General features: G+C 72.1%; 24 protein-coding genes. 3 read left to right on the top strand and 21 right to left on the bottom strand.

What is annotated here, in order from left to right; translation table 11 throughout:
* Positions 1 to 6: 6 nt before the first annotated feature.
* From era to ACZ6K0_RS15415, 6 genes are all read right to left on the bottom strand, one after another.
* Positions 7 to 957, bottom strand: a complete 951-nt coding sequence (gene era / locus ACZ6K0_RS15440; protein WP_376406041.1) for a GTPase Era — start codon at positions 955 to 957, stop codon at positions 7 to 9.
* Between the two features lie 62 nt (positions 958 to 1,019).
* Positions 1,020 to 1,991, bottom strand: a complete 972-nt coding sequence (locus ACZ6K0_RS15435) for a DUF916 domain-containing protein (protein ID WP_469228808.1) — start codon at positions 1,989 to 1,991, stop codon at positions 1,020 to 1,022.
* Between the two features lie 116 nt (positions 1,992 to 2,107).
* Positions 2,108 to 3,442 carry a beta-xylosidase gene (locus ACZ6K0_RS15430; RefSeq protein ID WP_376406037.1) on the bottom strand — a complete coding sequence of 445 codons (1,335 nt, stop codon included), beginning with the start codon at positions 3,440 to 3,442 and terminating at the stop codon, positions 2,108 to 2,110.
* A gap of 219 nt (positions 3,443 to 3,661) precedes the next feature.
* Positions 3,662 to 4,141, bottom strand: coding sequence for a hypothetical protein (locus ACZ6K0_RS15425; RefSeq protein WP_376406035.1), 480 nt, complete (start codon positions 4,139 to 4,141; stop codon positions 3,662 to 3,664).
* 209 nt (positions 4,142 to 4,350) lie between these two features.
* Positions 4,351 to 4,713, bottom strand: coding sequence for a cytidine deaminase (locus ACZ6K0_RS15420; RefSeq protein WP_469233494.1), 363 nt, complete (start codon positions 4,711 to 4,713; stop codon positions 4,351 to 4,353).
* Between the two features lie 193 nt (positions 4,714 to 4,906).
* Positions 4,907 to 5,728, bottom strand: coding sequence for a helix-turn-helix transcriptional regulator (locus ACZ6K0_RS15415; protein WP_469233822.1), 822 nt, complete (start codon positions 5,726 to 5,728; stop codon positions 4,907 to 4,909).
* A 225-nt stretch (positions 5,729 to 5,953) separates the two neighbouring features.
* On the opposite strand from ACZ6K0_RS15415, the gene ACZ6K0_RS15410 reads away from it, so the two are divergent.
* Positions 5,954 to 7,360: an MFS transporter gene (locus tag ACZ6K0_RS15410; protein ID WP_376406031.1), complete on the top strand. Its 1,407-nt coding sequence runs from the start codon at positions 5,954 to 5,956 to the stop codon at positions 7,358 to 7,360.
* A gap of 16 nt (positions 7,361 to 7,376) precedes the next feature.
* On the opposite strand, the gene ACZ6K0_RS15405 is transcribed toward ACZ6K0_RS15410, so the two are convergent.
* The 5 genes from ACZ6K0_RS15405 to ACZ6K0_RS15385 form a co-directional block, all read right to left on the bottom strand.
* Positions 7,377 to 7,730, bottom strand: coding sequence for an MmcQ/YjbR family DNA-binding protein (locus tag ACZ6K0_RS15405; protein WP_267043557.1), 354 nt, complete (start codon positions 7,728 to 7,730; stop codon positions 7,377 to 7,379).
* A 5-nt stretch (positions 7,731 to 7,735) separates the two neighbouring features.
* Positions 7,736 to 9,031 (bottom strand): hemolysin family protein, encoded by a 1,296-nt coding sequence (locus ACZ6K0_RS15400; protein ID WP_376406029.1) that lies wholly within the window; start codon positions 9,029 to 9,031, stop codon positions 7,736 to 7,738.
* Positions 9,032 to 9,035: 4 nt separating this feature from the next.
* Positions 9,036 to 9,533: an rRNA maturation RNase YbeY gene (gene ybeY, locus ACZ6K0_RS15395; RefSeq protein WP_376406026.1), complete on the bottom strand. Its 498-nt coding sequence runs from the start codon at positions 9,531 to 9,533 to the stop codon at positions 9,036 to 9,038.
* A gap of 12 nt (positions 9,534 to 9,545) precedes the next feature.
* A complete protein-coding gene (locus ACZ6K0_RS15390) occupies positions 9,546 to 10,625 on the bottom strand; it encodes a PhoH family protein (RefSeq protein WP_376406024.1) in 1,080 nt (359 codons plus the stop codon).
* Positions 10,626 to 10,730: 105 nt separating this feature from the next.
* Positions 10,731 to 11,861: a carbohydrate kinase family protein gene (locus ACZ6K0_RS15385; protein WP_469233495.1), complete on the bottom strand. Its 1,131-nt coding sequence runs from the start codon at positions 11,859 to 11,861 to the stop codon at positions 10,731 to 10,733.
* A 255-nt stretch (positions 11,862 to 12,116) separates the two neighbouring features.
* Here ACZ6K0_RS15385 and ACZ6K0_RS15380 point away from each other — a divergent pair, with 255 nt between their 5' ends.
* Together ACZ6K0_RS15380 and ACZ6K0_RS15375 are read left to right on the top strand one after the other, a co-directional pair.
* Positions 12,117 to 13,460 carry an MFS transporter gene (locus tag ACZ6K0_RS15380; protein WP_469233497.1) on the top strand — a complete coding sequence of 448 codons (1,344 nt, stop codon included), beginning with the start codon at positions 12,117 to 12,119 and terminating at the stop codon, positions 13,458 to 13,460.
* Between the two features lie 223 nt (positions 13,461 to 13,683).
* Positions 13,684 to 14,430 (top strand): class I SAM-dependent methyltransferase, encoded by a 747-nt coding sequence (locus tag ACZ6K0_RS15375; protein ID WP_469233499.1) that lies wholly within the window; start codon positions 13,684 to 13,686, stop codon positions 14,428 to 14,430.
* Positions 14,431 to 14,561: 131 nt separating this feature from the next.
* Here the strand turns inward: ACZ6K0_RS15375 and ACZ6K0_RS15370 are convergent, their stop codons facing one another.
* The 10 genes from ACZ6K0_RS15370 to hrcA all read right to left on the bottom strand — a co-directional run bounded on the left by ACZ6K0_RS15370 (position 14,562) and on the right by hrcA (position 26,731).
* The gene (locus tag ACZ6K0_RS15370) at positions 14,562 to 17,486 is read right to left on the bottom strand and encodes a DUF7507 domain-containing protein (protein ID WP_469233501.1); all 2,925 of its coding nucleotides are present in this window, start codon (positions 17,484 to 17,486) and stop codon (positions 14,562 to 14,564) included.
* A 226-nt stretch (positions 17,487 to 17,712) separates the two neighbouring features.
* A complete protein-coding gene (locus tag ACZ6K0_RS15365) occupies positions 17,713 to 18,747 on the bottom strand; it encodes an adenosine deaminase (protein ID WP_469233503.1) in 1,035 nt (344 codons plus the stop codon).
* A gap of 10 nt (positions 18,748 to 18,757) precedes the next feature.
* Positions 18,758 to 19,660, bottom strand: a complete 903-nt coding sequence (locus tag ACZ6K0_RS15360) for a ribonuclease Z (RefSeq protein WP_469233505.1) — start codon at positions 19,658 to 19,660, stop codon at positions 18,758 to 18,760.
* Between the two features lie 3 nt (positions 19,661 to 19,663).
* Positions 19,664 to 20,023: a histidine triad nucleotide-binding protein gene (locus tag ACZ6K0_RS15355; protein WP_376406010.1), complete on the bottom strand. Its 360-nt coding sequence runs from the start codon at positions 20,021 to 20,023 to the stop codon at positions 19,664 to 19,666.
* An 82-nt stretch (positions 20,024 to 20,105) separates the two neighbouring features.
* A complete protein-coding gene (locus tag ACZ6K0_RS15350) occupies positions 20,106 to 21,200 on the bottom strand; it encodes a tetratricopeptide repeat protein (RefSeq protein ID WP_376406008.1) in 1,095 nt (364 codons plus the stop codon).
* Complete coding sequence (locus ACZ6K0_RS15345) at positions 21,197 to 22,543, bottom strand: ATP-binding protein (protein WP_469233507.1); 1,347 nt, start codon at positions 22,541 to 22,543, stop codon at positions 21,197 to 21,199. The genes ACZ6K0_RS15350 and ACZ6K0_RS15345 overlap by 4 nt, the downstream gene beginning before the upstream one ends.
* A gap of 57 nt (positions 22,544 to 22,600) precedes the next feature.
* The gene (locus tag ACZ6K0_RS15340; protein ID WP_376406004.1) at positions 22,601 to 23,344 is read right to left on the bottom strand and encodes a 16S rRNA (uracil(1498)-N(3))-methyltransferase; all 744 of its coding nucleotides are present in this window, start codon (positions 23,342 to 23,344) and stop codon (positions 22,601 to 22,603) included.
* The gene (locus tag ACZ6K0_RS15335) at positions 23,341 to 24,426 is read right to left on the bottom strand and encodes a nitronate monooxygenase (protein WP_469233509.1); all 1,086 of its coding nucleotides are present in this window, start codon (positions 24,424 to 24,426) and stop codon (positions 23,341 to 23,343) included. The genes ACZ6K0_RS15340 and ACZ6K0_RS15335 overlap by 4 nt, the downstream gene beginning before the upstream one ends.
* A 145-nt stretch (positions 24,427 to 24,571) precedes the next feature.
* Positions 24,572 to 25,711 (bottom strand): molecular chaperone DnaJ, encoded by a 1,140-nt coding sequence (gene dnaJ / locus ACZ6K0_RS15330; protein ID WP_376406000.1) that lies wholly within the window; start codon positions 25,709 to 25,711, stop codon positions 24,572 to 24,574.
* Positions 25,712 to 26,731: a heat-inducible transcriptional repressor HrcA gene (gene hrcA / locus ACZ6K0_RS15325; RefSeq protein ID WP_376406249.1), complete on the bottom strand. Its 1,020-nt coding sequence runs from the start codon at positions 26,729 to 26,731 to the stop codon at positions 25,712 to 25,714.
* Positions 26,732 to 26,757: the final 26 nt, after the last annotated feature.

Genomic DNA, 26,757 nt, shown 5'->3' with positions numbered 1-26,757 from the left:
AACGGGCTAGAAACCCAGCTTGCGCAGCTGCTTCGGGTCCCGCTGCCAGTCCTTCGCGACCTTCACGTGCAGGTCGAGGAAGACCGGGGTGCCGAGGAGCGCCTCGATGTGCTTGCGGGACTTCATGCCGACCTCCTTGAGGCGGCTGCCCTTGGGGCCGATGATGATGCCCTTCTGGCTGGGGCGCTCGATGTACACGTTGGCGTGGATGTCGAGCAGCGGCCGGTCCGCCGGGCGGTTCTCGCGCGGGATCATCTCCTCGACGACCACCGCGATCGAGTGCGGCAGCTCGTCCCGTACGCCTTCGAGCGCGGCCTCGCGGATCAGCTCCGCGACCATGACCTGCTCAGGCTCGTCCGTGAGGTCGCCCTCCGGGTAGAGCGGCGGGGACTCCGGGAGCAGCGGGACGAGCAGGTCCGCGACGAGCTGGACCTGCTTGTCGCCGACGGCCGAGACCGGGATGATCTCCTGCCACTCGAAGCCCAGCTCCTTGCCGAGCTGGTCGACGGCGATGAGCTGCTCGGCGAGCGTCTTGGAGTCGACCAGGTCGGTCTTGGTGATGATCGCGACCTTGGGGGTCTTCTTGATCGCGGCGAGTTCCTTGACGATGAACTTGTCGCCGGGGCCGAGCTTCTGGTCGGCGGGCAGGCAGAAGCCGATCACGTCGACCTCGGCCCAGGTGGTGCGCACGACGTCGTTGAGCCGCTCGCCGAGGAGGGTGCGCGGCTTGTGGAGGCCGGGGGTGTCGACCAGGATCAGCTGCGCGTCCGGGCGGTGCACGATGCCGCGGACGGTGTGCCGGGTGGTCTGCGGCCGGTTCGAGGTGATGGCCACCTTCTGGCCGACCAGAGCGTTCGTGAGGGTGGACTTGCCCGCGTTGGGGCGGCCGACGAAGCAGGCGAAGCCGGCCCGGTGGACGGCTTCGGTTTCTTGGTTGCGAGCGCTCATGGGGGCCATTGTCCCCGATGAGCGCCCGCCTCACGCACTCAGGACGTCCTCAGGCCTCGCTCAGTGGGTCCTCAGGCCTCGCCCGGGACCGTCCCGGGCTCGCTCAGGGCCCGGCGGCGGTGCATCCGGAGGCCGAGGAAACCCGTCACGGCCGCGACGAGGAGGATCCCGCCGGCGAGCCACGGCAGGGCGAGGAAGGACACCGTCCCGGTCTCCTTCACGCCCTTCGCGCTGGCCGTGAGCGTCACGTCGCCCCAGTCGAACTGCGGGGAGCCGCTCCACCGCGCGGTGAGCCGGATCCTCTGGCGGGGCAGCAGCTCGGCGGGGACCCCGGCCAGGTCGCGGGCGAGGAGGGTGCGGCCGAAGACGCCCTCGGCCTTGAGGGCGACCTTGGGGTTGAGGGTGACGTTGCCCCGGTTGTGGAGGGTGTACGAGACGAGGGTGCTGCTCCCGCCGGTGCCGGGGACGACCGGCCGGTCCTGGTCGAGGGTGACGTCCTCCACGGCGAGGGCGGGGACGGTCGGCCCGTTGACCCGGAGGTAGACGCGGGCGCCGACCGCGCGCTGGACGCCCATGGCGACGGAGCCCTGCCCGCTCGGGCTGATCCGCTCGTCGAGGGCGACGAGGGCGCCGGGGTGGTCTCCGGGATCGGCGTCGGCGGGGACGGTCAGCGTGTACGGGACGGTGACGGCGGAGCGCGGCGGGACGGTGACCCGGGTCCGCTCGGGCTTGATCCAGGCACCGGCCCCGGTCTGCTTCTCCCGCTGCGTGCGGACGGCGAAGCCGCCGTCCCGGTCGGTGTTGTAGGCGTCGGCGCCGTACAGCCGGAAGGTGAGCGGGGCGGCCGTCTTGTTGGTGACGGTGACGCGGTCGGTGAGCGAGGTGCCGGGGTCGACGGAGAGGTAGAAGTACGGGCGGCTGCCGAGTTTGGCGGCGGCCGGGTAGACGGCCCACTCGCCGTTCTCGGCGGCGGCGGCCTGCGGCGCGACGCCGAGGAGCACGAGGAGCGCGCTCAGGAGGAGCACGGAAAGCTTGCTGCGCACGGTGCGGAACCCCCGGGTGCGGAGCGGGGGGGGGGGGGGGGGGGGGGGGGGGGGGGCCGCGGGGGGGGGGGGGGGGGGGGGGGGGGGGGGCCCCCCCCCCCCCCCCCGCCGGGTGGTCAGGACAGGGTCAGCGTCAGCACGCCCGCGTACGAGCCGGGCGCGGTGAACGCCGGGACGTCGAGGGAGAGCTGGGCGTCGACGGTGAACTCGCCGCCCGTGAGGGTGCCGTTCGGCGTGGAGGCGAGGGTCGCGCCGCCGCTGCCGACGGGACCGGCCGAGCCGGCCGCGCAGGTGCTGGGGCTGCCGGCCTTGGCGGTGCAGGCAGGGGTCCAGCTGAGGTTCCCGGCGCCGATGGCGCCGCCGGGGCCGGTGAAGTCGGTGACCTTGCCGGTCAGGGACCAGCCCGCGGGGCCGCCGCGGAAGTCCTTGACCGTCACCGTCTTCAGGTCGCCGGTGGCCGCGCCGCCCTGCCCGAAGTCGACCGAGGTCAGCTCGACGGCGTCCCCCGCCTGACTCATGGAGAGCTCGCCCGCCGTGACGGCCGCGGTGATCGTCTGGCTGTTCGGCGGGGCCGGCACGACGACCTTGTACGCGACGGGGCCCGCGCCCTTCTCGGGATCCCAGGCCGTGCCCTCGTACGCCACGACACCGGTGGTCGCCGCGTCGTTGACCTTCAGGCGCGCGGCGAACCCGCCCTCGCTGTCGGTCGTGACGGTCATCTTGTCGGCGGTCTCCGCCCCGCCGGCCCGGCCGACGACGGTGACCTCGGTGAGCGGGGTGAACTTGGCGCCGGTGACGGTCACCCGGACCCCGGGGTCACCGGTGGCGCTGTCGAGCTGGAGCGTCCGGGTGTTGGGGCTGGTGACGGGGCTCGCGACGACCGTCTCGGAGACCGGGGCGGGCGGGTCGAGCACCGTACAGGGGGTGTCCAGCTCCATGAGGTAGCTGGTGTGGATGTTGTAGTCGCCCGGCGAGAGGGTGATCGATCCGGGCTGGGTGACCGTGAACGTACCGGTCATGGAGAAGGCCGGGAAGGCGCCCTTGCCCGGGATGGGCGGGTTCTTCTTGGGTCCCGTGACGCTGACCGCGCCGGTCTGGGCGCCGCCGAGGACGACCTTTCCGCTCGGGGTCATGATGTCGGCCGGGAGCGCGAGGTCGACGGGGTTCGACGCGGCGGGCTTGGTGATCGTGTAGGTCACCGTCACCGTGTCGCCGACCTTGGGCGCGGTTTTGTCGACCGTGATGTCGGCGGTCGTGGTGCCCGTGATGGGCGGGATGCCGGCGATCGGCGGCGGGACGCACCGCGTCTGGAATTCCACCGGGGTGGAGACGGCGATCGCGTGGGCCGGAGCGGCGATGGCGCCGCCTGCGGCGACCGCGAGGGCGCCGGCGCCGAGGACGGCGGTCCAGCGCCGTCTTCGGGTCGCCGCCCGGGATCGGGTGAGTGCCATGTGTGGGCCCCCTCCTGAGGGATGAGAGGGCGCCATTGACGGCTGCGGGGGGAGAGAAGTCAATGGAATCGAAAACCACCGACTGATGACCCATCAGATTCTGTCAAGATCGGCGAGCTCTCGCGTATCCGCAGGTCAGACCTACCGCCAAACCCCCCTGAACACGCCGGAGACCGGTGCCGCCATCGGCGACACCGGTCAGGGGTGGAGCAGGGCGGCTCAGCTGAAGACGAACGGTCCCGGCGACTGCGACGTCACGGCGTCACAGTTCACCGTGACCCCGAAGATCACCATCTTGAGGGCGACACCCGCGAAGTACGAGTTGAGGCTGTCGCCCGAGGCCACGGTCCCGCTCAGGGGCCCGATGGTGACGGGCTGACCGGCACCGACCGCCGGGTTCTTCTTTCCGGTGAAGACCCGGGTGCCGCCGCCCGCCTTGGCCAGCGTCAGCGTGGCGTTGATCTGGTCGGCACCGACGGCGATCGGCGTCGTGACGGCCGTGCTGATCGTCATGGTCGCGGACGTGCCGCTCTGGGTCGCGGTGATGTTGGCGGTGCCGCCGCCCCAGCTGCCGCAGTCGTACTGCGCCGTGGCGGATCCCGGCGCGACGGCTCCGGCCGAGGGGGCGAAGGCGAGTCCGGCGGCGGCGAGCGCTCCGGTGAGTACCGCGACCGTCCCTAAGGTGCTTCTGCTTCTCATGGCGAGTTCGAACCCCTTCCGATGACGAACGCAGGGGTGCGGACACTGCGTGAATGGCGAATACCTGACGGTCCGTCGGGCGAACCGATGCTCATTGAGACGCAGACCGCCAGGGAAGGCAAGAGAAGATGCGGTGATCCTTCACAAACGCGCAAGGGCCCGGCTTCCCGCCGGGCCCTCGAAGTCGCTCGATGTCCTGTTCCGGCCCCTCAGCCGGCGGTCACTGCCTCGCGCAGCTGCCCGTCGGGACCGGCGAGCAGCACCGGCGTCTCCGGGCCGCCGAGATCCCGTACGGCCGCGCGGTCCGCCGCCGAGGCCGCCTCGGAGGTCGAGACGACGGCCGCCGCCTCCAGGGACTGGGCGCCGCTGGCCACCGCCATCGCCACCGCGGTCTGCAGCGCGCTCAGCTTGAGCGACTCCAGCTCCACGGTCCCCGCCACGTACGTCCGCCCGGTCTCGTCCCGTACGGCCGCCCCCTCGGGCACGCCGTTGCGCGCGCGGGCGCTGCGCGCCAGGGTGATGATCTTGAGGTCCTCGGCGCCGAGGTCGCCGTGCACGCTGCTGAGTGTCATGGCCCGAGCATAGGTCGGGGCCGGGGAACACCCGGACCCCGTCTCACCCCACGGCCGCCCAGGTCTCACCCCACGGCCCCGGGGGATCCCGCCCCGCGGCCGCCACGTCTCATCCCCCGGCCGCACGGTCTCACCCAGCGGCCCTACGGCCTCAGCCCACGGCGGTACGGCCTCAGCCCGCGGCCCTACCGCCTCAGCCCGCGACCGGGTACATCGCCCCGCGGCGGCCCTCCGGGGAGACCAGCCACTCCAGCTTCGCGGCCGTGTCGGCCTCCGGGAGCGGGGTGTGCATGACGACGACCAGGTCCGGCCGGGCCGGGACCCTGAGCTGGGTGGCCTCGACGACGAGCGTGCCGACCAGCGGGTGCTCCAGCTCCTTGCGGTTCTGGCCGCCCGGCAGGATGTCCCGCCGCTTCCACAGCTCCGCGAACTCCGGGCTCCGCTCCTTGAGCTCGTCGACGACCGCCCGGAACCCCTCGTCGTCCGGGCACTCCGAGCAGGCCGAGCGGAACTGGGCGACGACCCGGGGCGCGAGCTCCTCCCACTGGACCGACCGCGAGCGGTACAGCGGGTCGGTGAAGAAGGTGACGAGGCAGTTCTGCGGGGTCTCCGGCCGCATCCCGAGCACGATCGCCGCCGCGTCGTTGTAGAGCACCGTGTTCCAGTACGCGTCCATGATGTGCGCGGGGAACGGCATCCACGTGTCGATGAGCCGCCGCAGCCCCTGGCACATGTCCCGGTCCTCCGGGGCGGCCTCCAGGGCCGGCGGGTTGAGCGCCGCGAGGACGTACAGATGGCGCCGCTCCGCCGGGCTCAGCCGCAGCACGCGCGCCACCGAGTCCAGCACCTGCGGCGAGACCGTGATGTCGCGGCCCTGCTCCAGCCACTGGTACCAGGACACCCCCACGCCCGCGAGGACCGCGACCTCCTCGCGGCGCAGCCCCGGCGTGCGCCGGCGCGCCCCGCCGTCCGGGAGCCCGGCCTCGGCCGGGCTCACCCGGGCCCGGCGGCTCATCAGGAACTCGCGCAGTTCGCCGAGGCGGTGCTGCTTCGCGGTGGTGCTCTCAAGAGCGGTGGCCACGTGTGCTTCCTCCCCCTGGATGCCTGTGGTGACTCGTGGTGCGTGGTGCGTGGTGCCTGGTGGTACGTGGTGCCTGGTGGTGCGTGGTGCCTGGTGGTGCGACCAACAGGATAAGTACCCGCTCCCCACCGGTGTTCCCGTGGCCCGAGAGTCGTCGGCATGGCAACGACGACCACTCCCCCCGCTCCGCCCACCGCTCCCCCGGCCGCCCCGGCCTCCCTCACCGGCCGCAACCGGCTCATCCTCTTCGTCCTGTGCGCCGCCCAGTTCATGGTGGCGCTCGACTTCTCCGTCCTGAACGTCGCCCTTCCCGTCCTCGGCGCCGACCTCGGCCTGAGCCAGTCCGCCCTCCAGTGGGCCGTCACCGCCTTCGCCCTGCCCTCCGGCGGTTTCCTGCTCCTCTTCGGACGGATCGGCGACCTCTACGGGCGCAAGAAGCTCTTCCTCGCCGGGCTCGCGCTCTTCGGCGCGGCCTCGCTGCTCGCCACGTTCGCCTGGAACCCGACGGCCTTCCTCACCGGGCGCGCCCTCCAGGGCATCGGCGCCGCCGCGATCGTGCCCACGGGCATGTCGCTCCTGACGACCACGTTCCCCGAGGGCCCGCTGCGGGACAAGGCGCTCGGCATCTCCGGAACCCTGCTCTCGCTGGGCTTCACCGTCGGCATGGTGCTCGGCGGGGTCATGACCGACACCCTCGGCTGGCGCTCCACGATGGGCCTGCTCGCCCTGTTCACCGTGATCGTGCTGCCGCTGGCGCCGGGTCTGCTGCCCGAGTCCCGCACCCCCGAGCGGCCCCGGCTCGACGTGCCGGGCGCGGTCACCGTCACCGGTGGTCTGCTCGCCCTGATCTACTCCCTGTCGACGGCCGCCGAGCACGGCTTCGGCCGTACGGACGTGCAGGTCACACTGGTGGCGGGGCTGCTGCTGCTCGCGGTCTTCGTCCGGGTCGAGTCCCGGCACGCGGCCCCGCTGGTGTCGCTGCCGATGCTGCGGCGGCGCACGGTCGCCTTCGGCAACCTGGGCGGGCTGATCACCTTCTCGATGATGTCGACCGTCGTCTTCGTCCTGACCCTGTACCTCCAGGAGACGCTGGAGCTCTCGCCGTTCGCCACCGGTCTCGTCTTCGGTGTGCAGGGGGTCTTCGCGGTCGTGGCCGGGATGCTCGCGCCGAAGGTGATCGGCCGGTTCGGCGCCCGCCGCGTCCTGGTCGGCTCGCTCGCCGGGCAGGGCCTGCTGACGGCCGCGATCCTCGGGGTCGGGCGGGACTCGGGCGTGCTCCTGGCGACGGTCGCGGCCTCGCTGGCCTGCATGTTCCACCTGGGCGCGATCATCTCGTACGGACTGATCGTCACCTCCGGCGTCCCGGACGAGGAGCAGGGTCTGGCGACCGGGCTGGTGACGACCACCCAGCAGGTCGGGCTCACGATCGGGATCCCGCTGCTCGGGGTGCTCGCGACCACGGGCGGGGATCTGTTCGGCGGTGTCCGCACGGTCCTCGCCCTGGACGCGGCGATCGTGCTCGGCACTGCGGTGCTCGTCGCCCTCGGCCTGCGCCGACGCTCCTGACCTGGGCGGTCAGGCCCTAGGGCCTGTCGAGGCGGAGCCGTACCGCCTTGGGGAGACCGGCGACGACGAGGTCGTACGAGTCCTCGACGAGCTCCCGGACCATCCGGTCCGGGAGCTCTCCGACGGTCACCGTGTTCCAGTGGCGCTTGTTCATGTGATAGCCGGGGGCGACGGCCGGGTGCTCCTCGCGGAGGCGTACGGCCTCGTCCGGGTCGCACTTGAGGTTGACCCGCAACGGCTCGGCGTCGAGCCACGACAGCGCGAACAGCTTCCCGGCGACCTTGAAGACGGAGACGTCCGGGCCGAAGGGGAACTCCTCCGTCGCGTCGTTGAAGTCCAGGCAGAAGGCGCGCAGCTGCTCGGGGGTCATGCGGGCTACTCCTCGGTTTCCTGCGGTTCCAGCGGTTCCACGAGCACGGTGACGATCTTGTTCCGGCGGCCGGCCGGGGACTCGGCCGTGAGCCGCAGCGAGCGGCCGTCCGGCAGCTCCACGACCGCCTTCGCGCCGGCGATCGGCACGCGGCCGAGGGCCTTGGCGAGCAGTCCGCCGACGGTCTCCACGTCCTCGTCGTCGTACTCGTCGGGACCGAAGCCGTACAGCTCGCCGAGGTCCCCGATGTCGAGGCGGGCGGTGACGCGGTGGCTGCCCTCGCCCAGGTCCTGGACGGGCGGCAGCTCGCGGTCGTACTCGTCGGTGATCTCGCCGACGATCTCTTCGAGGATGTCCTCGATGGTGACGATGCCGGCCGTGCCGCCGTACTCGTCGATGACGACGGCGACGTGGTTGCGCTCCTGCTGCATCTCGCGCAGCAGGTCGCCTGCGTTCTTCGTGTCGGGGACGAAGGCGGCGGCCCGCATCGCGGTCGACACGAGGTCCGCCTCGGACTCGCGGTTGATGTGCGTCTTGCGGGCGAGGTCCTTCAGGTACACGATGCCGACGATGTCGTCCTCGTTCTCGCCGGTGACCGGGATCCGGGAGAAACCGGAGCGCAGCGCGAGCGTGAGGGCCTGACGGATCGTCTTGTACCGCTCGATGCAGACGAGGTCGGTGCGCGGCACCATGAGCTCGCGGACGAGCGTGTCGCCGAGCTCGAAGACGGAGTGCACCATGCGGCGCTCCTCGTCCTCGATGAGCGACTCCTGCTCGGCGAGGTCGACCATGGCCCGCAGCTCGGCCTCGGAGGCGAAGGGACCCTTGCGGAAGCCCTTGCCGGGCGTCAGCGCGTTGCCGATGAGGATCAGCAGCTGCGGGATCGGCCCCATGATCCGGGCGAGCGGCAGCAGGACGTACGCGGCGGCGGTCGCCGTGTTCAGCGGGTGCTGGCGGCCGATCGTGCGCGGCGAGACGCCGACGGCCACGTACGAGACGAGGACCATGACGGCGATGGCGACGAGCAGCGCTTCCCAGGTCTCGGGGAAGGCCTCCAGGCAGGCGTACGTGACGAGGACGCCGGCCGCCATCTCGCAGGCGACGCGGACGAGCAGCGCCACGTTGAGATAGCGGGTCGGGTCGGCGGCGATCTGGGAGAGCTTCTCGGCCCCGCGCCGCCCGGACCGTACGGCCTCGGCGGCGCGGAAGCTGGAGACGCGGGCGAGACCGGCCTCGGCGCAGGCGGCGAGCCAGGCGACGACGACCAGGGCGACCGCGCCGAGGATCAGCGAGACGTCCATCGGGTCAGGAGACGGTCGGCGCGGGGGACGGGCCGGTGAGGCCCTTCTCCGCACGCCAGCCGTCGACGATCGCCGCCTGGAGGCCGAACATCTCGGCCTTCTCCTCGGGCTCCTCGTGGTCGTACCCGAGGAGGTGGAGCACCCCGTGGACGGTGAGGAGCTGGAGCTCCTCGTCCATGGAGTGCTCCGTCGGCGCGTCCTTGCCCTGCTGGGTGGCGACCTCGGGGCAGAGCACGATGTCGCCGAGGAGCCCCTGCGGGGGCTCCTGGTCGTCCTTCGCCGGCGGACGCAGCTCGTCCATCGGGAAGGACATGACGTCCGTCGGTCCGGGCAGGTCCATCCACTGGATGTGGAGCTGCTCCATCGCCTCCGCGTCCACGACGATCACCGAGAGCTCGGAGAGGGGGTGGATGCGCATGCGCGCGAGCGCGTAGCGGGCGACGTCGAGGATCGCCTGCTCGTCGACCTCGGTACCGGACTCGTTGTTGACGTCGATCGACATGTGTTCTGCGTTCTACTTCCCGTTACGGCCGCGCCGGTGCTCGCCGCGGCTTTCGTCGCGGCTCTCGGTGCGGAGGTCGTACTGCTCGTACGCGTCGACGATACGGCCGACGAGCTTGTGCCGGACGACATCCTGCGACGTGAGCGTCGAGAAGGCGACGTCCGGGACACCGTCCAGGATGTCGCGGACCTGACGAAGACCGCTCTTCGTGCCGTTCGGCAGGTCGACCTGGGTGACGTCACCGGTGATGACGATCTTCGAGTCGAAGCCGAGGCGGGTGAGGAACATCTTCATCTGCTCGGGGTTCGTGTTCTGCGCCTCGTCGAGGATGATGAACGCGTCGTTGAGCGTCCTGCCTCGCATGTAGGCCAGCGGCGCGACCTCGATCGTCCCGCTCGCCATGAGCTTGGGGATCGAGTCGGGGTCGAGCATGTCGTGCAGCGCGTCGTAGAGCGGGCGCAGGTACGGGTCGATCTTCTCGTAGAGCGTGCCGGGCAGGAAGCCGAGCCGCTCGCCCGCCTCGACGGCGGGCCGGGTCAGGATGATCCGGGTGACCTGCTTGGACTGCAGGGCCTGGACCGCCTTGGCCATGGCGAGGTAGGTCTTGCCGGTACCGGCGGGTCCGATGCCGAAGACGATCGTGTGCTTGTCGATCGCGTCGACGTACCGCTTCTGGTTGAGCGTCTTGGGGCGGATCGTGCGGCCCCGGCTGGAGAGGATGTTCTGCGTGAGCACCTCGGCGGGGGTCTCGCCGCCGTCCGCCGATCCGTTGTCGCTCGCCCTGAGCATGGCGATCGAACGTTCCACTGCGTCCTCCGTCATCGGCTGACCGGTGCGGAGCACCAGCATCATCTCGTCGAACAGGCGCTGTATCAGGGCGACTTCCGCCGCGTCCCCGACCGCGCTGACCTGGTTGCCCCGGACATGGATGTCGGCCCGCGGGAAGGACTTCTCGATGACGCGGAGAAGCGCGTCACCGGAGCCCAGCAGGTTCACCATCGGATGCTTCGCGGGGACGGTGAAGTGGGCGCGGGCCTGGTCGGTCGTCCCGTCGAGGGACGCTCCGTCGTGGGCTGTGGGTGTCTGCGTCATGGGCCGGCACTGTGGCCTGCACATACCTCCCGTTGCAGGGTTCTCGCTGCTCGACAACCTCTCGACTTCCAAGCCTACGACCTGGCGGCGACCGGCCGAAGGGATTTACGAAGCGGCCGCACGGAAGCCGATCGTCGGTACCGCCCGGCGCAGCGGCCAGGGACGCGCGGGGGCCGGCAGGAGCCGCTCCAGGAAGGCGTACCGGCCGCGCAGCGCCTCGGGGTCCTGTTTGGCGTGGCCCTGGACGTGCTGCCACCAGGCGGCGATCTCGCCCCAGGTGGGGGCGGAGAGCGAGCCGCCGAACTCCTGGACGGAGAGGGCGGCGGTGAGGCCGGCGAAGGCGAGCCGGTCGGCGAGGGGCCAGTCGGCGAGGGTGCCGGTGACGAAGCCGGCGACGAAGACGTCCCCTGCGCCGGTCGGGTCGAGGGCGGAGACCTGGATGGCGGGGACCTCGGCGGTCTCGCCGGTGGCGCCGTCGACGGCGTAGGCGCCCTCGGCACCGAGGGTGACCACGGCGTAGCGGACCTTGTCGGCGAGGGCGCGGGCGGCGGCCCGGGGGCAGTCGGTGCGGGTGTACCGCATGGCCTCGGCGGCGTTGGGCAGGAAGGCCTCGCAGTGCTCCAGGTCGGTGAGGCCCGCGAGGTCCCACTGGCCGGTGTCGTCCCAGCCGACGTCGGCGAAGACCTTGGCGCCGCCGCGGGCGGCCTGGGCGACCCACTCCTCGCTGCGGCCGGGGACGAGGGAGGCGACGGCGGCGCGGGCGTGCGGCGGGTAGGCGGGCAGGGCGCCGGCGGCGGCGTCGACGTCGGGCGGGGCCTCGTGGCCGTGGGAGACCATCGTGCGCTCGCCCTCGTAGGCCATGGAGACGGTCACCGGGGAGTGCCAGCCGGGGACGGTGCGGGAGAGCGTCAGGTCGATGCCCTCGCCCTGCTCCAGGGCGTCCCAGCAGTACTCGCCGTAGTGGTCGTCGCCGAAGGCGGCGGCGAGGGAGGTGCGCAGGCCGAGGCGGGCGAGGGCGGTGGCCATGTTGGCGACGCCGCCGGGGCTGGAGCCCATGCCGCGGGCCCAGGACTCGGTGCCGCGGACGGGGGCGCTGTCGAGGCCCGTGAAGATGATGTCGAGGAAGACCGTGCCCGTCAGGAAGACGTCGCAGTCGGGGTCGGTGGGCTCGCGCAGGCACACCAACGGGTCGACCCCGGCGTGGTGTTGCGGCTTGTCTCCCCTTGCTGTGCTCACGGCGGCTCCCCGAACTGGTGCGGATCAGCTCAGTGTGCCCGATGGGGACCGGGGGACGGGTGGGACGCACGAGGAAGGTCGACCCCATACCCGTAAACCCGCACACGAAACCGACAGTGACCCGGATCACACACTTTACTCTCGGATACCACCTTCTCCGGCAACTCACCTGCTTGATACACATGGTTCCGCGACCCCGTGCTTCTCGCACCACCGGGCGCTCCACCCCTCCCTTTTCCTTTCCCGGGAACGCCCATGTCGTCGCGCCTGCGCGGCTCGGGGGCCCTCGTCGCCCTCGTCGCCCTCTTCACCTCCGGTTACCTCGCCCCGTACCTGCTGCCGACCGTCGTCGGCCGGCTCGCCTCGGGTCTCGGCCTCGGCCCCTCCCAGGCGGGCCTGGTCGGCTCCGTGCTGCTGCTCGGCTCCTCCGCCGCCGGATTCACGCTCGCCGCGCGCGGCGAGCGGATCGGCCCCCGCACGGCGGCCCGCGCGGGCCTCCTCGCCATGGCCGTCGGATACGGCTCCGCCGCCGCGACCCACACCGTGCCCCTGGTGGTCGCGGGCGCGGTCCTCGGCGGCCTCGGCTCGGGCACGGCGACGGCGGTCGCCGCGGCCGGGATCGCCGGCCGGCGCGACCCGCACCGGGCCTCGACGCTGGGCCTGCTGACCGTCTCGGCCACCGCGGGCGCCCTCTACCTCACGCTGCCGCACCTGGGCGGCGGCCACGCTCCCCCGCTGCTCGCGATCGCCTGCGCGGCGGCCCTGGTGTGGCCGCTGACGGGCCGTCTCGCGGGTTCCCCGCGCGCGCGTGGAGCCCGTACGGAGCAGGCGGCCTCCCCCACCGGTCCGCTGCCGTACCGCCGGGCCGGGGCCGTGCTCGCCGGCGGCATCCTGTGCTGGTCCCTCGCGCAGAACGCGCTCTGGGGCGTGAGCGGTCGCATCGGGCTCACCCAGGCCGGACTCTCCGAGGTCACCGTCGGCGCGGTCTTCGCGGCGGCGCTCGGCGCGGGGCTCGCCGGGGTCACGGCGGCCGGCGCGCTCGGCTCGCGGCTCGGCCGTGCGGTGCCGATCGGCGTGGGCACCGCCGTCATCGGGGCCTGTGTGCTGCTGAGCTCGGCCGCCGGGAGCCTGGCCTCCTTCGCGACCGGCGAGATCCTGTGGAACGCCGTCTACCCGGTCGTCCTCTCGTACCTCCTCGGCCTGGCCGCCTCCCTCGACCCGCGCGGCCGCTGGGCCGTCCTGGTCGGCTCGGCGTCCTCCCTGGGCGTGGCCTGCGGCCCCGTCGTCGGCAGCCTGCTCTCGGAGAGCGCCGGATACACGGGCATGGGCGTGGTCCTCTGCACCCTGCTGCTCCTCGTCGCGATCCCCATGACGGCCGTCGCCCGCCACGCCTCCGGCCGCCCGCTGGTCCCGGGCTCCGTCCGCCGGCGCGGCGGCGCCCCCGCCGCGGTCCTCGCGGGCACGGCCTCGGCGACCCCGGCCCTCGTCCCGCAGATGGGCGCCCCGGAACAGCCGGTCACCGAGTTCCCCGTCCGCGCGGCACGCCGCCGCGCGGTCAAATCGGCCTTCCGCCTGGCGCGTCCCTCGGACCGCGGATAGCGGCGGCTCCACCCCCTGCCACCTGCGACGTTCACCTCGCGGTGGATCTGCTTGTTGGGTGATACGAGCGCCACCCTGCCGACTTCTTCGTGCGATCCGCCCATACGGAGGCCGGGCAGGGCGGGCGCAGACTCACTGCCACGACCACTGCCGGCCAACCCTCCTCCATCGGGGGGCTGTTCGGCATGGCCGCCCACAGGACAGACCCAGATGGGGGAAGCACGTGAGCGTGCAGGATCAGTACGACGAGATCGGTGAGGCCTTCGAGGGATTCAAGTCCCTGCCGCTGATGCGTTACGGGGAAGTACCGAGCTTCCTGAGCCTGGTCGGGGACGTGACCGGCAAGTCGGTCCTCGACCTGGCGTGCGGCACCGGCTTCTACAGCAGGGAGTTCAAGCGGCGCGGCGCCGCCGAGGTCTTCGGCGTCGACATCTCCGTCGAGATGATCGCCGCCGCGAAGGAGATCGACCGGCGTGACCCGCTGGGCGTGGTCTACGAGGTCGGCAATGTGTCCAAGCTGCGGCAGCTCGACCGGCGCTTCGACATCGCGCTGGGCGTGCAGTGTCTCAACTACGCGGCGGACATCGCGGAGACGGAGCGGATGTGCGCGAACATCCACCGGAACCTGAAGCCGGGCGGCGAGTTCTTCCTGCTCGTCCAGACGCCCGACTACCGGTACGACGGTCCGCCGCTGGACAAGTACGGCTTCCGCATCGAGGCGACGGGCGAGCAGATCGAGACGGGCAGCCGGGGTCGGCTCACCGCTCTTCTCGATCCGCAGCCGATCACCATCATCACCACGTGCCCGCGCCGCGAGGTCTACGAACAGTCCCTGAAGGCGGCCGGGTTCGGCGCGCTGGAGTGGGTCCCGCTCTCGGTGTCCGAGGCGGGCATCCGCGAGTACGGCGAGGAGTTCTGGGCGGACATGCTCTCCGACCCGCCGCTGGAACTGCTGCGCTGCCGCGCCTGACGCGGTCCGCGGAGCCGCCCTGCGGGGAGGCGGGGCGGCTGCGCGGACACCTCGCGGCGAGGCCCCGCCACCGGCGCGGAAATGCGCGGGAGCGGGGCCTCGGAGCGTACGGAAGGCCTTTCGGGCAGCCGTCAGTACTGCTCGATCCTGTTGGCGTTGATGTCGTCCAGCACTCCGATGATCCTGCTGTAGCGCTGCGCGGTGCCGGAGTTCACCGGGAGGAGCAGCGTGTCCTGTGCGTAGATCACGGCCTCGCGGACGTTGTGCAGGCCCAGTGACTGGGTGGTACGCGAGAGGATGGCCGTTCCGGCGTTGATGCGCCGGGTGGCCAGGTTGAAGTAGACGGCCAACAGCTGCTTGCCCAGGATGCTCTTGGGCGCGTTGTCGTCGCGGAATGCCGCGGTGACCTCGGCGGCGGACAGGGCCCCGCTCCGGTCGGTGTCGTACCGCTGGTCGGTGGCCTGTACGCGGGCCAGGAACTCGGCGGTCCACTGCCCCGGGTGGTTCCTCCAGTAGCCCTGGGAGAGCGGGTCGCGGCTGGGCGGGGTCACGGTGATGGTGGTGGTGGCGGAGTCCGTGACGGGCGCGAAGGTGCACGCCCCGCCGGCGTTCTTGTAGCCGACGGACACGGTGTCGGTGTAGGTGGTGCCGGCCAGGGCCAGGAGCGTCGGCCTCGCGGTGAAGACGATCTGCCGGTCGCCGGAGTGCGCCGGGAGGCTGCCGACGTTCCAGACCAGGGTCCGGGTGCCGTCGTCGTTGAGGGTCACGGAGCTCGGCCTGGGGCCGGTGCCGAGATCGAGGGCCTGGCTGTAGTACACGCCCGCCGGCAGGGTGTCGGTGAGGGTGACACCGGATGCGGCGCCGCTCCCCGTGTTCGCGTAGGTGAGGGTGTACGTGATGGCCTGGCCCGCGTCGACGGTGGCCGTGGCGGCCTTGTCCACGGTCAGGACCGGGGCGTGCACGGTGGTGGTCGCCCGTGCCGTGTTGTCGTCCGTGTACGGGTCGGGCACGCCCTCGGTGTCGGTGCCGGTGACCGTGGCGCGGTTGGTGAGGACCGTGCCGTCTGCCGTGTCGCACGGCACGAGGTAGGTGAAGGCCGGTGTGACCGTGGCGGTGGCGCCGTTGGCCAGGTCGGCGAGCGAGCGCTGCTGGGTGCTGCCGTCGGGCAGGGTGTCGTCCACGTGGATGCCCGTGGCGGTACCGGGGCCGAGGTCGGTCACGGTGGTCGTGTAGTGCACCGTGTCCCCGCCGGTGGCGTCGGCTTCGTCGGAGGACTTGGCGATCTTGAGGTCGGCCTGCTGGAACATGGCGCGGACCGATTCCTCGGTCAGCTCCGGCAGGAGCGGGCGGTCTCCGTCGGCGAAGAACTCGGCGTTGAGGCGGGGGTTGTACTGGATGTGCGCCCAGTCGTCGAAGCCGCCCAGGCTCTGGCCGGGGCTGGCCTTGCTGCATCCGCCGTCGTCAGGACCGATGGACTGGATGTAGTTGATGTCGGCCGGGATGGCGGATTCCTTGTCGCCGCCGGTTTCGTTCCAGTTGAGGGGACCGTTCGTGGCGGGTGCGACGCGCAGCTTGCCGCCGACTCCGTAGACGGTCTTGCGCGCGGGTGAGGGCGTCCCGTACACGCCGTTGTTCTCGTTCAGGCTCGCCTCGTTGAGCACCGTGGCCGGGGTCGTCCCGAGGGCCGTGCCCCGGGCCGCGCTGGAGTAGTCCAGCGGCCTGTCGGGGTCCCTGCCCGCGAACTGCAGCGTGTAGTTCATGACGCTGAGGTAGTTCGGTTTGCAGTTGACCGCGTCGTTGCCGCCGTGTCCCAGGCTCAGCGTGTGCCCGAGCTCGTGCATGAAGGTGGCGGCCTCGGCCTTCCTGCGTGCGCCGATCTTCGCGATCGTCGAGGGAACCCAGGTGTCCAGGGTCACGATGAAGTCGTTGCCGCCCTGCGGGCCCGCGGAGGTCCACTCGGAACTGCCCGACGCCGTCGACGCCTTGGGCGGCGTGGATCCGTCGAAGAAGCTGATGGCGAAGAGCATGTAGCGGAAGGCCTGGCGTTTCGCACTCAGGATGTTCGCGCAGTTGGAGCTGGACCGATCGGCTGCCGAGCCGAAGAATCCGGTGCAAGGGCCCGGCGGGCTCCCGCTCTTCAGGTCGTTGAAGTCGTCCGCTGTGCCAGGGCCGTTCGACCGCCACATGAGGGGGTTCACGGTCGTGACGGCCTCTCCCTCCGTCACATGGAGGTTGACGCCCCGGAACTTGGTCTTCGTCGCGTCGGCCGGATCGGGGTACGGGTCGACCGGAGCCTCGGCGAACGCCTTGACCACGTCGGCGAGCGCCTCGGCCTGCGGTTTGGTCTCGGCCATGTAGTCCGCCTCGACGAACAGGTCCTTGCGGTAGGGGACGGCCCCGTACGGCTGGTCGCCCAGGGGCAGGTCCACGGTCCCGTCGGTGTCGAAGTCGTAGCCCCTGCCCGGGACCTCCCAGGTGTTCATGAGGCCGTCGCCGTCGCTGTCCACGCTGTTCGCCAGGCTCACGCACGAGGGTGTGGTGATCGTGAAGTAGCCCCGGGCGACGGAGCCCTCGCTCTCACCGGCCAGGGTGGGGACCCCCGCTCCCTGTTGACCGGTCAGACCGCCTCCGGTGAACGTGCAGGTCATCAGGTCGAACGAGAGGTTGAGGTCGTTGCTCCCACCGACCCACTTGACGGGGTCGTCGGCGCTCAGGTCGTCCTGGTCCCACAGCTCCAAGTGGATGGCGACGGGGTTGTGGCTGGTGTCCACGGTCGCCGTCCGGACCCAGTTGGTCCTGAAGTCGGCCCCGTGGGCGCAGCAGTAGTCGTCTTTCCCGTCGAACAGCCCTTGATGGTCGATCTCGAATTTCGGATAGTAGTCGTTCCCACACGCCTCGCCGTCTCCCTCGTCACAGGAGATTTCGACGACCCGGTAGAGGCTCACGGTGATTTGCTCGGTGGCGGCGTGGGCGGAAGTGGCGCCTACGGCGGCCGAGCCCACGAGCATCAACAGAAGTGCGGCGAACAGACGCGCGCACCGACCGACCCTTGACATGCGATGGTCCTCCTCAAGGCCTCACGGCCCCATTGATAGAGGAGCGGATTTTTGCCCGATGATGGCACTCGCCATCGGACCCGAAACGGGCAACACGCCTGCCCGCCGCCACCGCTTGCAAGTGTGCTCGACCGGGCGATCACCGCCGAGGAATCATCGGATGGTCGGCCGGTGCGAAGGCGCGATCATCGACACCGGGGAGCGCTGGGAGAGCCCTAGGAGAGCCCTAGGAGGCGCCGAAGTCGTAGGCCTCCACCTCGGCGAGGAAGCGGGCCCTGCGCGGCTCGTCGTCCTCCAGGAAGGAGGCCTCGAAGGAGTTGCGGGCGAGGGTGCGCAGCTGGTCCTCCGTGAGACCGAGGGATTCCCGCACCGCGTCGAAGTTGTCGCCCGCGTAGCCGCCGAAGTAGGCCGGGTCGTCGGAGTTCACCGTCACCAGCAGACCCGCGGCCATCATCGCGCGGAGCGGATGGTCGGCGAGCGTGTCGATGACGCGGAGCCGGACGTTCGACAGGGGGCAGAGCGTCAGCGGCACCCGCTCGCGGGCCAGCCGGCCGACGAGCTCCGGGTCCTCCATGCAGCGCAGACCGTGGTCGACGCGCTCCGCCCCGAGGACGTCCAGGGCCTCGCGGACGTACTCCGCGGGGCCCTCCTCGCCCGCGTGGGCGACGCGCCGCAGCCCGAGCCGGGCGGCCTCCTCGTACACCTCGCGGAACTTCGCCGGCGGGTGGCCGACCTCCGCCGAGTCCAGTCCGACGCCGGTGATCCGGTCCAGGTACGGCTTCGCGGCCTCCAGGGTGGCCATGGCCGACTCGGCGGACTCGTCGCGCAGGAAGCACATGATGAGCCGCGTCGAGATCCCGTACCGCTCCTCGGCCCGGTCGAGGGCTGCCCCGAGGCCCTCGATCACCGTGCCGATCGGGACCCCGCGCGCGGTGTGCGCCTGCGGGTCGAAGAAGATCTCGGCGTGCCGGACGCCCTGGCCGGCGGCCCGCTCCAGATAGGCGTCGGCGAGCTCCGTGAAGTCCCCGGCGGTGCGCAGGACCGCCATCAGCCCGTAGTAGAGGTCCAGGAAGGACTGGAGGTCGCTGAACTCGTACGCCTCGCGCAGCGCGGTGGTGTCCGCGTACGGCAGGGTGACGCCGTTGCGCGCGGCGAGCGCGAAGGCCAGCTCGGGTTCGAGGGTGCCTTCGATGTGGAGGTGCAGCTCGGCCTTGGGGAGCGCCGTGGGGAGTGCCGTGGGAAGTTCCGTGGGGAGGGGCATGGGTGGTGCTCTATCTCTTCGGTACGGGGACCCTCATGAGGTCCTGGGCAATGCTCAGTTCGCCGTCGAACCCGGCCGCCCGCGCCTGTCGCTCGAACTCGGCCGGGTCGTCGTAGCGCTGCGAGAAGTGGGTCAGGACGAGGTGGCGCACGCCCGCGTCCCGCGCCACGGCCGCGGCCTGTCCGGCCGTCAGATGCCCGTGGTCGGTGGCGAGCCGGACGTCCTCGTCGAGGAAGGTCGACTCGATGACGAGCATGTCGGCGCCCTCCGCGAGCGCGTGCACCCCGTCGCAGAGGCGGGTGTCCATGACGAAGGCGAAGCGCTGCCCGCGCCGGACCTCGCTGACCTCTTCGAGGGTCACGCCGTCCAGCACGCCGTCCCGCTGGATCCGGCCCACGTCGGGGCCCTTGATGCCGTGCGCGGCGAGCCGCTCGGGCAGGATCCGGCGCCCGTCGGGCTCGGTGACCCGGTAGCCGTAGGACTCGACGGGGTGGGAGAGCCTGTGCGCGTCGAGGGTGTACGCCTCGGTGACCGCGAGCGGCCCGTCGGCGGCGACGGGCGCCTCGGTCAGCTTCACGGTCTCGCGGTAGGCCGTGGCGTACCGCAGCCGCTCGAAGAAGTGCTGCCCGCTCGCCGGGTAGTGGGCGGTGACCGGGTGCGGAACCTGGTCGAGGTTGATCCGCTGGATCACCCCGGCCAGGCCGAGCGAGTGGTCGCCGTGGAAGTGCGTGACGCAGATCCGGTCCAGGTCGTGCGCGGCGACCCCGGCCCGCAGCATCTGGCGCTGCGTGCCCTCGCCGGGGTCGAAGAGGATGCCCTGGCCGTCCCAGCGCAGTAGATAGCCGTTGTGGTTGCGGTGCCGGGTCGGGACCTGGCTGGCGGTCCCGAGGACGACCAGTTCGCGTACGGACACGGACTATCCGGGCGGCCAGTTGAGACCGCGGCCGCCCAGCACGTGCGCGTGGGCGTGGAAGACGGTCTGACCCGCGCCGGCGCCGGTGTTGAAGACGATCCGGAAGCCGTGGCCGTCGACCTTCTCCTGCGCGGCGATCTCTCCGGCCTCGCGCAGTATGTCGGCGGCGACGGTCGGCGCGGCGGCTGCCAGGGAGGCCGCGTCCGGGTAGTGGAGCCGCGGGATGACGAGGACGTGGGTGGGCGCCTGCGGGTTGATGTCGCGGAACGCGACCGTCGTCTCCGTCTCGCGGACGATCGTCGCCGGCACCTCCCCCGCCACGATCTTGCAGAACAGGCAGTCGCTCTGCGGCTCTCCGGCCATGGCCCGGGCCTCCTCGCCTCTGATGTGGATCGGTCCAACGGGAATGCTATCCGCCGCCGGCGACATGACCGTCGTCCCCCGGTCAGTCCTTCGGCGCGCGGCGGTTCAGGGCGGAGCGGCTCACCCAGTACGTGATGATCACCGCCCAGAACAGCGGCGTCCCGAGCCCGCCCACGACGCCCGAATCGAACGACCACAACGCCAACGTCACCACCGAGTACAGACCGAGCAGCCCCACCGCGGTCGCCATCGCGATCACCGGCCGGCAGGCGCGCGCGACGAGCAGCATCGGGCGGCGCAGCCGGGCCGGGACCCGGCGGCCCATCCACAGCACCCAGCCGCCCCAGGCGCCGACGACGACGGCCGCGCCGATCACGAAGGGGACGACGGCCTCGGCGCCGGTGGCTCCGGAGCGGACCGGGGCGGTGGCGAGGAAGGAGGCGATGAAGCCGACGAGGGCCACCCAGCGGGCCCCGGCTGCGGTGTTCCAGGCCATGGCCTCCAGGTTGTACCGGGCCTTGCGGTCGTCGAGGTCGAGCGCGGCGGAGGCGACGAAGCCCTCGGCGGCCTGCGTCCAGGCACCGCGCCGGAACCAGCGGCGCCGCAGCCGGAGCAGCGAGAGGTTGTTGTGGGCCTCGCTGCTCTGCGGGTTGAGCCGCAGAGCAGCCTCGTACGCCCGCTGCGCGGTGGCGTGGTCGCCCCGGCGCTGGGCGGTCAGGCCCACGAGGAAGTGCGCCGCGTCCTCCTCGGGGCCGAGGGCGACGGCGGCCCGGGCCGCCTCGTACGCCTCGACCGCGCGGGCCGGGGTGCGGGAGTGCTCGGCGTGCTCGGCGAGGGCGGTGCCGAGCGCGTAGTGGCTGCCCCAGTACTGCGGGGCGATCGCGACGGCGCGCCGGGCGGTCGTCTCGGCCTCCGGGAACCGCTTCAGGCCCAGCAGGATCTGCACGCGCATCAGCCAGCCCATGAGCAGCTCGGGCCGGGCGCCCAGCGCCTGGTCCACGGCGGCCAGGGCGGCCGGACCGTCGCCGGCCCGGTGGTGGCAGCGGGCGAGCAGGACGAGGGCGTCGGCGTCCTCCGGGTCGGTCGCCAGGTGCTGGGCGACGAGCGCCCCGGCCTGCTCGTACCGCCCGGTGTCGTACAGCGCCTCGGCGCGCAGGAGCGCGGTCGGAGTGGTCACAGCTTGCGCTTCCGCTTCAGGTAGGCGAGGAGGTCGTCGTACAGCCCGCCCTCGTTGGCGAACATGGCGACGTTCCGGGCGGCGGCGAACCACGGCTCCGTGGACGGCTTGATCTGCTTGGCCGCGCCGAGGAGGTCCTTGGTGGTGATGAGGCGTACGGAGCCGCTGCGGGCGGAGTCGAGGAGCGCGGCCTCGGCGGCGGTCTCGCAGAGATGGGCGAGGTCGGCGCCGGAGAAGTCCTCGGTGACCTTGACGAGCTTGCCGAGGTCGACGGCCTCGATGGGGCGCTCGCGCAGGTGGTAGCGGAGGATCGCCTCCCGGGCGGCGGCGTCCGGCGGCAGCACGAGGAGCGTGCGGTCGAGGCGGCCCGGGCGGCGGAGCGCGATGTCCACGTCCCAGGGCACGTTGGTGGCGGCGAGCACGAAGACGCCTTCGTTGCCGGCGCCGCTCGCGATGCCGTCGAGCTCGGTGAGGAGCTGGTTGACGACGTTGCGCAGCCCGCTGTGGTGCGTACGGGAACGCTTGGCGCCGAGGGCGTCCAGCTCGTCGAGGAAGACGACGCAGGGAGCCTGGCGGCGCGCGGTCTCGAAGATGTCGTGGATGTTCTTCTCGGAGGCCCCGATCCACATGTCGAGGACGTCGGAGAGCGAGACGGTGAGGAAGTTCGCGCCGAGCTCGCCCGCGACGGCCCGGGCGATGAAGGTCTTGCCGCAGCCGGGCGGCCCGTACAGGAGCAGGCCGCCGCGCAGCGACTTTCCGTACAGCCTGCGCAGTTCGGGGTTGCGCATGGGGGCGAGGAAGGCGGCCTCCAGGCGGTCCTTGACCTCCTCCATGCCGCCGACGTCGGCGAGCCGCACGGCGCCGGGGGCGTCCACGTCCCAGGCGGCGGCGTCCCCGGCGGCGCCCTCGCCGTCGGCGGCCTGCGGCTCGTCCAGGAAGCGAGGCCCGACGAGGTCCTGGACCTGCTGCTCGGCGGCGTCCCAGTCGAAGGCGGGGGCGGGGGCGGAGGCGGGGGCCTCGGGAGCGGGCGCGGGCGCGGGAGGCGCGGGCTGCTCGACGGCGGGAGGCGTCACGGGTGCCGCCGCAGGAGGTGCCGCGGGTGCCGCCGCGGGAGGCGTCACGGGAGGCGTCGCGGGAGGCATGCCCATCGCCCGCATCATCAGCGCGCGGGCGTCCGCGTCGCCGGGCGCGTGCTGGAGGGCGACGGCCGCCTCCGCGACGGCCTCCTCGTTGCGCCCCTCGGAAAGGAGCAGCTCGGCGAAGTGGAGGCGCAGGGGTACGTCACCGGGGGCGGCGGCAACGGCGGCGCGCAGACTGCGGATCAGAGGGGACTCGTCGGCCATGCGGCCACCCTATGAAGAACCCGGTGGCACCCGTCCACCGGGTTCCGACTAAATCCTTCAGCTCCAGCGGCCGGTGCGCCCCAGGACGAGGGCCGTCGCCGCCGTACCCGCCGTGGAGGTGCGCAGGACACTGCGGCCCAGCCGGTACGGCTTCGCGCCGGCCGCCTCGAAGGCCGCGAGCTCGTCCGGGGAGACGCCGCCCTCGGGTCCGACGATCAGCACGATCGAGCCCTTCGCGGGCAGTTCGGCGGTGGCCAGCGCGCCGGACGGATGCGCGCGGTCCTCGTGGAGGACGGCGGCGAAGTCGGCGGCCGCGAGGAGGGCGGCGAGCTGCTTGGTCGTCATCAGGTCGGCGACCTCGGGGAAGCGGGTGCGCCGCGACTGCTTGCCCGCCTCGCGGGCGGTGGCACGCCACTTGGCGAGCGCCTTGAGGCCCCGGTCGCCCTTCCACTGGGTGATGCAGCGGGAGGCGGCCCAGGGGACGATCGCGTCGACCCCGGTCTCCGTCATGGTCTCCACGGCGAGTTCGCCCCGGTCGCCCTTGGGCAACGCCTGGACGACCGTGATCCGCGGCGACTCCTCGGCGTCCTCGTGCACCTCGGCGACCCGCACGGTCAGCTGGTCCTTGCCCTCGGCGGCCAGCACCACGCACTCGGCCCAGCGGCCCCGGCCGTCGGCGAGGACGAGCTCCTCGCCCTCGCGCAGCCGCTTCACGGAGACGGCGTGCCGGCCCTCGGACCCGTCCAGGAGGAAGCTCCCGGGGCCGGGAACGGTGTCGACGACGAAGACGGGTGCGGTCATGAGGCGCTCCTGTGGGCCAGGTCGGAGAGGGCGGTGTCGAGTTCGGCGGCCAGGACCTCGACGAGCTGCCCTGCGGGGAGTTCGCGGGCGAGCCGGTGGCCCTGCCCGGCCCACAGGGCCATGCCCTGGGAGTCGCCGGAGGTGGCGGCGGCCTTGCGGAGCGGGGCGGTGAGGTGGTGGACCTCGGGGTAGGCGGCGGGGGCGTACGGCCCGTGCTCGCGCATGAAGCGGTTGACGAGCCCGCGCGCGGGACGCCCGGAGAAGGCCCGGGTGAAGGCGGTCCGGGTGAAGAGCGGATCGGTCAGGGCCCGCTTGTGCAGCGGATGCGCGCCGGACTCGGGGCAGCCGAGGAAGGCGGTGCCGAGCATGGCGGCGTCGGCGCCGGCGGCGAGGACGGCGGCGATCTGCGCGCCGCGCATGATCCCGCCGGTGGCGACGACCGGCAGCGCGACGCTCTCGCGGACCTGGGTGAGGAGGGCGAGGAGCCCGGTCCCCGGGGTGCCGTCGTCGGCCGGGTCGTCGCGGTACGTGCTCTGGTGGCCGCCGGCCTCGGCACCCTGGACGCAGACGGCGGCGGCACCGGCCCGCTCGGCGGCGAGGGCGTCCTCGGCCGAGGTGACGGTGACGAGCGTGAACGTTCCGGCGCGGGCGAAGGCGGCGAGCGTCTCGGGAGCGGGACAGCCGAAGGTGAAGGACACGACGCGGACCGGGTCGTCCAGGAGGATCGCCAGCTTGGCGTCGTAGCCGTCGTCGTCGCGGCAGTCGTCGGCCTCGCCGAGGGAGGTCTCGTACCAGGTCGCCTCGCCCGCGAGCTGGTGCCGGTAGACCTCGACGGCGGCGGGGTCGGCGTGCGGGCCGCCCTGCGGCACGAAGAGGTTGACGCCGAAGGGGCGCGCGGTGAGCCCGCGTACCTGCTTGATCTCCTGGTACAGGCCTCCGGCCGTCTTGTACCCGCCGGCCAGGAAACCGAGCGCACCGGCCTCGCAGACGGCCCCGACGAGCTCGGGACAGGAAGCGCCACCCGCCATGGGGGCCTGCACGATCGGATGCCGAAAGAGATCGTTCAGTGCGGTGGTGGACATACGGGCATCGTTTCATGACGGCCGCGGCGGGCCGAATCGGTACGTCAGGTCACGGAAGGCGGTCCTCCGGAGACGGAGGGGGCAGAACGGAAAGGGGCGGAACGGCCCGTCGCCGCCCCGCCCCTTCCCTCACGATGCCGTCCGGTCAGGTCCGCCCGTTGAAGGCGTCCTTCAGGCGCGAGAACAAGCCCTGCTGACCCGGCTGGAACTGCCCGGTGGGCCGCTCCTCGCCGCGCAGCTTGGCCAGCTCGCGCAGGAGCCGCTCCTGCTCCGCGTCGAGCTTGCCCGGGGTCTGCACCTCGACGTGCACGATCAGGTCGCCCCGGCCGTTGCCCCGCAGGTGCGTGACGCCGCGGCCGTGCAGCGGGACCGACTGGCCGGACTGCGTGCCCGGACGGATGTCGATCTCCTCGATGCCGTCGAGGGTCTGCAGCGGCACCTTCGTGCCGAGCGCGCCCGCCGTCATCGGGATGGTCACCGTGCAGTGCAGGTCGTCGCCGCGCCGCTGGAACGTGTCGTGCGGGATCTCGTGGATCTCGACGTACAGGTCACCGGCCGGGCCGCCGCCGGGGCCGACCTCGCCCTCGCCGGCGAGCTGGATCCGGGTGCCGTTGTCGACACCGGCCGGGATCTTGACGGTGAGGGTGCGACGGGACCGGACCCGGCCGTCGCCCGCGCACTCGGGGCACGGGGTCGGGACGACGGTGCCGAAGCCCTGGCACTGCGGGCAGGGCCGGGAGGTCATGACCTGGCCCAGGAAGGACCGGGTGACCTGGGAGACCTCGCCGCGACCGCGGCACATGTCACAGGTCTGGGCGGAGGTGCCGGGCGCGGCACCCTCACCCGAACAGGTGGTGCAGACGACGGCCGTGTCGACCTGGATGTCCTTGGTGGTGCCGAAGGCCGCCTCGTTGAGGTCGATCTCCAGACGGATCATGGCGTCCTGGCCGCGGCGGGTCCGCGAGCGCGGACCGCGCTGCGAGGCCGTGCCGAAGAACGCGTCCATGATGTCGGAGAAGTTGCCGAAGCCACCCGCGCCGAAGCCGCCCGCGCCGCCCCCGCCGGAGGCCGAGAGCGGGTCGCCGCCGAGGTCGTAGACCTGCTTCTTCTGCGGGTCCGAGAGGACCTCGTAGGCGGCGTTGATCTCCTTGAAGCGTTCCTGCGTCTTCGGATCGGGATTCACATCCGGGTGCAGCTCGCGCGCGAGCCTCCGGAAGGCCTTCTTGATCTCGTCCTGGGAAGCGTCGCGGCGCACGCCGAGTACGGCGTAGTAGTCCGTGGCCACTTACGACTCCGCCAGGATCTGTCCGACGTAACGTGCCACTGCGCGTACCGCTCCCATCGTTCCGGGGTAGTCCATGCGGGTCGGTCCGACCACGCCGAGTTTGGCGACTGCTTCGCCGCCCGAACCGTAGCCGACCGAGACGACGGACGTGGAGCTCAGCCCCTCGTGGGCGTTCTCGTGCCCGATGCGTACGGTCATGCCCGATTCCTTGGCCTCGCCGAGCAGCTTGAGGAGCACGACCTGCTCCTCCAGAGCTTCCAGGACGGGCCTGATCATCAGGGGGAAGTCGGGTCCGAAGCGGGTGAGATTGGCGGTGCCGCCGATCATCAGCCGCTCCTCGTGCTCCTCCACGAGCGTTTCGAGGAGGGTCGCGAGCACGGTCGAGACCGTGGCGCGGTCCTCGAGCTCTTCGAAGGACTCGGGGAGGTCCTGCACCAGCTGCGGCACGTCGGCGAACCGGCGGCCGACGACCCGGCTGTTGAGCCTGGCCCGCAGGTCGGCGAGGGAGGTCTCGCCGAAGGGCGCGGGGCAGTCGATGACGCGCTGCTCGACGCGGCCGGTGTCCGTGATGAGCACGAGCATCAGGCGGGCCGGGGCCAGCGCGAGCAGCTCCACGTGCCGGACGGTCGAGCGGGTCAGCGAGGGGTACTGGACGACGGCGACCTGCCGGGTCAGCTGGGCGAGCAGCCGGACCGTCCGCCCGACGACGTCGTCGAGGTCGACGGCCCCGTCCAGGAAGTTGTGGATGGCGCGCCGCTCGGGCGTCGACAGCGGCTTGACGCCGGCCAGCCGGTCGACGAAGAGCCGGTAGCCCTTGTCGGTCGGGATGCGCCCGGCGCTGGTGTGAGGCTGGGCGATGTAGCCCTCCTCCTCCAGCACGGCCATGTCGTTGCGGACCGTGGCGGGCGAGACGCCGAGCTTGTGGCGCTCGGTGAGCGCCTTCGAGCCGACCGGCTCCTCCGTCCCGACGTAGTCCTGGACGATGGCGCGCAGCACCTCGAGTCTGCGTTCGCTGAGCATCGTGCGCACCTCCAGCTGTCCTCGTC

The organism is Streptomyces sp. NPDC042346 (genome assembly GCF_055581845.1).
This window is presented reverse-complemented; position numbering and strand designations above follow the sequence as displayed.

Excerpts from the sequence above, each read along its gene's own strand:
- era (WP_376406041.1), bottom strand. The coding sequence starts at position 957 with ATGGCCCCCATGAGCGCTCGCAACCAAGAAACCGAAGCCGTCCACCGG.
- ACZ6K0_RS15430 (WP_376406037.1), bottom strand. The coding sequence starts at position 3,442 with ATGGCACTCACCCGATCCCGGGCGGCGACCCGAAGACGGCGCTGGACC.
- ACZ6K0_RS15425 (WP_376406035.1), bottom strand. The coding sequence starts at position 4,141 with ATGAGAAGCAGAAGCACCTTAGGGACGGTCGCGGTACTCACCGGAGCG.
- ACZ6K0_RS15420 (WP_469233494.1), bottom strand. The coding sequence starts at position 4,713 with ATGACACTCAGCAGCGTGCACGGCGACCTCGGCGCCGAGGACCTCAAG.
- ACZ6K0_RS15415 (WP_469233822.1), bottom strand. The coding sequence starts at position 5,728 with ATGAGCCGCCGGGCCCGGGTGAGCCCGGCCGAGGCCGGGCTCCCGGAC.
- ACZ6K0_RS15410 (WP_376406031.1), top strand. The coding sequence starts at position 5,954 with ATGGCAACGACGACCACTCCCCCCGCTCCGCCCACCGCTCCCCCGGCC.
- ACZ6K0_RS15405 (WP_267043557.1), bottom strand. The coding sequence starts at position 7,730 with ATGACCCCCGAGCAGCTGCGCGCCTTCTGCCTGGACTTCAACGACGCG.
- ACZ6K0_RS15400 (WP_376406029.1), bottom strand. The coding sequence starts at position 9,031 with ATGGACGTCTCGCTGATCCTCGGCGCGGTCGCCCTGGTCGTCGTCGCC.
- ybeY (WP_376406026.1), bottom strand. The coding sequence starts at position 9,533 with ATGTCGATCGACGTCAACAACGAGTCCGGTACCGAGGTCGACGAGCAG.
- ACZ6K0_RS15390 (WP_376406024.1), bottom strand. The coding sequence starts at position 10,625 with ATGACGCAGACACCCACAGCCCACGACGGAGCGTCCCTCGACGGGACG.
- ACZ6K0_RS15380 (WP_469233497.1), top strand. The coding sequence starts at position 12,117 with ATGTCGTCGCGCCTGCGCGGCTCGGGGGCCCTCGTCGCCCTCGTCGCC.
- ACZ6K0_RS15370 (WP_469233501.1), bottom strand. The coding sequence starts at position 17,486 with ATGTCAAGGGTCGGTCGGTGCGCGCGTCTGTTCGCCGCACTTCTGTTG.
- ACZ6K0_RS15365 (WP_469233503.1), bottom strand. The coding sequence starts at position 18,747 with ATGCCCCTCCCCACGGAACTTCCCACGGCACTCCCCACGGCGCTCCCC.
- ACZ6K0_RS15355 (WP_376406010.1), bottom strand. The coding sequence starts at position 20,023 with ATGGCCGGAGAGCCGCAGAGCGACTGCCTGTTCTGCAAGATCGTGGCG.
- ACZ6K0_RS15345 (WP_469233507.1), bottom strand. The coding sequence starts at position 22,543 with ATGGCCGACGAGTCCCCTCTGATCCGCAGTCTGCGCGCCGCCGTTGCC.
- ACZ6K0_RS15340 (WP_376406004.1), bottom strand. The coding sequence starts at position 23,344 with ATGACCGCACCCGTCTTCGTCGTCGACACCGTTCCCGGCCCCGGGAGC.
- ACZ6K0_RS15335 (WP_469233509.1), bottom strand. The coding sequence starts at position 24,426 with ATGTCCACCACCGCACTGAACGATCTCTTTCGGCATCCGATCGTGCAG.
- hrcA (WP_376406249.1), bottom strand. The coding sequence starts at position 26,731 with ATGCTCAGCGAACGCAGACTCGAGGTGCTGCGCGCCATCGTCCAGGAC.